1 protein-coding gene and 2 rRNA genes are annotated in these 3,432 nt (G+C 29.5%); all 3 read right to left on the bottom strand.

The window, feature by feature from the left end; all coding sequences use genetic code 11:
• Nucleotides 1-215: ribosomal RNA gene (locus Tmeso_RS15685) — 16S ribosomal RNA — on the bottom strand; the annotation flags it as partial.
• Nucleotides 216-870: 655 nt separating this feature from the next.
• Nucleotides 871-2,748, bottom strand: a complete 1,878-nt coding sequence (pepF, locus tag Tmeso_RS15680) for an oligoendopeptidase F (RefSeq protein ID WP_207653867.1) — start codon at nucleotides 2,746-2,748, stop codon at nucleotides 871-873.
• A gap of 544 nt (nucleotides 2,749-3,292) precedes the next feature.
• Nucleotides 3,293-3,409, bottom strand: a 5S ribosomal RNA gene (rrf, locus tag Tmeso_RS15675).
• Between the last annotated feature and the right edge of the window lie 23 nt (nucleotides 3,410-3,432).

The raw sequence follows: 3,432 nt of genomic DNA, 5'->3' as shown, positions 1-3,432 counted from the left end.
AAATCTTTGACATTTTTAAGATGCCTTAAAAATGTATTATCTCGTATTAGCATATCTTTCGATATGTTATCCGTGTGTATAGGGCAGGTTACCCACGCGTTACTCACCCGTCCGCCGCTAAGATTAAAAAGCAAGCTTTTTAATCTCCGCTCGACTTGCATGTGTTAGGCACGCCGCCAGCGTTCATCCTGAGCCAGGATCAAACTCTTAAATAAAAGTTTGTCAGTACTCAGTAAACTGACTTTTTGTTTGTTTATTCCGAAAATCACTGTTGTGATTTATTTATAACCTACTGTTTAATTTTCAAAGTTCATTTATTTCCTTCGTGTGTTTCGTGTTTGCCTCGTTGTTGAGGACAAGTAATAATATATCACTTTCTAATCAATCCGTCAACACTTTTTTAAAAGTTTTTTAATATTTTATTTTAAATTAATCTTTTATTTTTCTTTAAAAATTTATATCATATGCTTTAGCTCTTTCATATCTATATTCATATATAAAATTTTTTCTCTTTTTATTTTATAATTAATATTACATCTTTTTTATTTTAATAAGGCTTTTCCTAGAAGTCTATTATATCCTATTACAAATACACAATCTTTTGGTAAAACTATAAATATCATGTTGTAAAAACTATATTTATGATATTATACACCCAGCATCAATACTAAAAATTCACACGTTTTTACCCGATAAAAAATCCTAGGTCATCCTAGGATTTTTTATATACTAAGTGATTATAAAATTTTCGTTCTGTAGATAATATTGATGGAAGAACTACACTTGCAACTATTTTGAGCAACGGAGCCCGTTAGGGCTCGTTGCCGACATGAATCATGCGTTAGAATGAAGCGAATTTTTTATCGTAAATTATTCATTCATAAGATTTTCAAGCTCAGTTAGTAATTCATCAAATTTTTGAAGAGCTTTTTCAACAGGCTCAGTCGTAGTCATATCTACACCTGCTTTTTTAAGCATTTCAACTGGATAATCATTCCCTCCAGATGCCAAAAACTCTAAGTAAGCATCCCTTGCACCCTCTTCATTATTTATCATATTTTCTGATAATATTATACCTGAAGAAAGTCCTGTACCATATTTATATACATAGAAATTATAATAAAAATGAGGAATTCTCGCCCACCATACTTTAGATAAATCATCTACCTGAAAATCTTCTCCATAATATTTAGTCATTAAATTGCCCCAAGTTTTATTAAAAAATTCACTAGTTAAAGCTTCTCCATTTTCTGAAGCTTCGTGAATTATTTTTTCAAATTCAGCATACATAATCTGAGTATATATTGATCCCCTTATCTGCTCTAAATATGAATTTATTAAATACATTTTTTCTTCTTTAGTTTTAGCATTTTTAATTAAATAGTCAAGCATTAATGCTTCATTAGTAGTAGAAGCAACTTCTGCTGTAAATATAGGGTACTCTGATTTTGAGTAAGGTTGAGTTTTATTTGAATAGTATGAATTCATTGCATGCCCTAATTCATGAGCTAAAGTTGATACAGAATCAAGAGTTCCATTGTAATTTAATAGAACATATGGATGTGTATCATAAGTCCCCCAAGAATAAGCTCCTGAACTTTTATTCTCGTTTTCATATACATCTACCCATCTTTCTTGAAAAGCTTTATCTAAATCTTTTATATAATTATCTCCCAATGGATAAAGTGCTTCTTTTACCATATTCTTAGCCTTTTCATAATCTATATATTCATTTCCTGCTTGTTTAACCATAGGAACATACATATCATAATATCTAACCTTATCTTCTATCCCTAAAATCTTCTTTCTAAGAGATACATATCTGTGAAGAGGCTCTAAGTTATCATTAACTGCCTCAACTATATTATTATACACTTCAGGCTTTATATTATCCGAATCTAGTGATCCTTCAAGTGCAGAATTATAATTTCTTGATTTAGCAAAGAAAATATTAGTTTTAACTTCTGCTGATAGAGTAGCTGCTATAGTATTTATATTTTTTTCATAGCTTTTAAACATAGATTCAAAAGCTTTTTTTCTTACATCCCTATTGGGATTATCTAATAATTTTGAATATGTAGCATAAGTTACCTTTATTGTCTTATCATCATCTAGAGTAATATCGTCTGCTTTTCTGTCTAAATCATCATATTTTGAATAAATAGTTTCAGGCATAGCTCCTATATCTGATGCTAAAGCTAATATTCTTTCTCCTTCTTGTGACAAAGAATGCTGTTTTGTTCTTAAAAGTTTATTTAAATAAACATCATAGTCTTTGAATTCTTCTTTTTCTGTAAAACTCTTTAGTTTTTTTTCTGATAAAGATAATATTTCAGGCTCTACAAAAGAGAAAGCTTCTGTCACTTTTGTATTAATACCCTCTGCACGATCTGCCATAGCTGAGTATTTTTCATTTGAATTATCCTCATCTCTTTTTAGACTAGCATAAACATATAACTTTTGTTCAAGTCTAAACATTTCTTCTTTTAAGTTTAATACCTCTAGTATATATTTTTCTTGTTTTAATTTACCTTTGTAGCTTTCTGTCCTTGATATACTTTCTTCTAGCTTTTTAAAGTCCTCTTCCCAAGCATTATCCGTTAAATAAATATCTTCTGTTGACCAAGTATATTCCTTTGGAATATCACTTCTGTTCGTATAGTTTACTTGATCTGCAAAAGATAATAACGGAAAAGTTGCAATTGAAGTAGCCAATATAACTGATATAATTTGTTTTTTAACCTTCAAAAAAATCTCCCCTCCCCGAATAATTATTAATATAGTTTATTCCTATATTTTTGAAATAATTCTACCATATCTACCTTTTGTAAGTCAATTTTATTTATCGAATATTCTGTAAATTATATTTTTATTAATTTGAATTTCTACATTTAATCCTTAGATATTCATCACTTACATTTCTAGAAGTAGTTTTAATATTGTTTTTTTATCATAAGTACGTAATCTTTTTTTATTAACCACTAGCTTTATCTATATATACACATACTAAAAAAGATGATTATTTAAATGTTAGTGAATCTTTTGAATAGATTTCAATACAATACTTAGTTGTATAAATCTATTTAATGCATTCACGGTATTTAAATAACCATCTTTTCGATTAACCACTATACAAAAAATAAAAAATTCGTCTACTCGCTACGCGGTGACTCATGTCGCCAACGATCCCTAACGGGCTCCGTTGCTTAAAAATAGTTGCAAGTATAGTTTTTCAACAAATGTTATCCATAGATTCAAAATCATATAGTTTCGTATACAATAAAAAAAGATTACGTGGCTACGTCCTACTCTCCCAGGAGGCTGCCCTCCAAGTACCATCGGCGCTAAGGAGCTTAACTTCTGTGTTCGGAATGGGAACAGGTGTATCCTCCTTGCTATAATAACCACATAATCTTTATTTTGTTGTAAATC

The sequence above is a fragment of the Tepidibacter mesophilus genome (assembly GCF_002724055.1).
GTDB classification, from domain to species: domain Bacteria; phylum Bacillota; class Clostridia; order Peptostreptococcales; family Peptostreptococcaceae; genus Tepidibacter_A; species Tepidibacter_A mesophilus.
The sequence above is the reverse complement of the archived record's forward strand: the minus strand, read 5'-3'. Positions and strand labels throughout refer to the sequence as shown.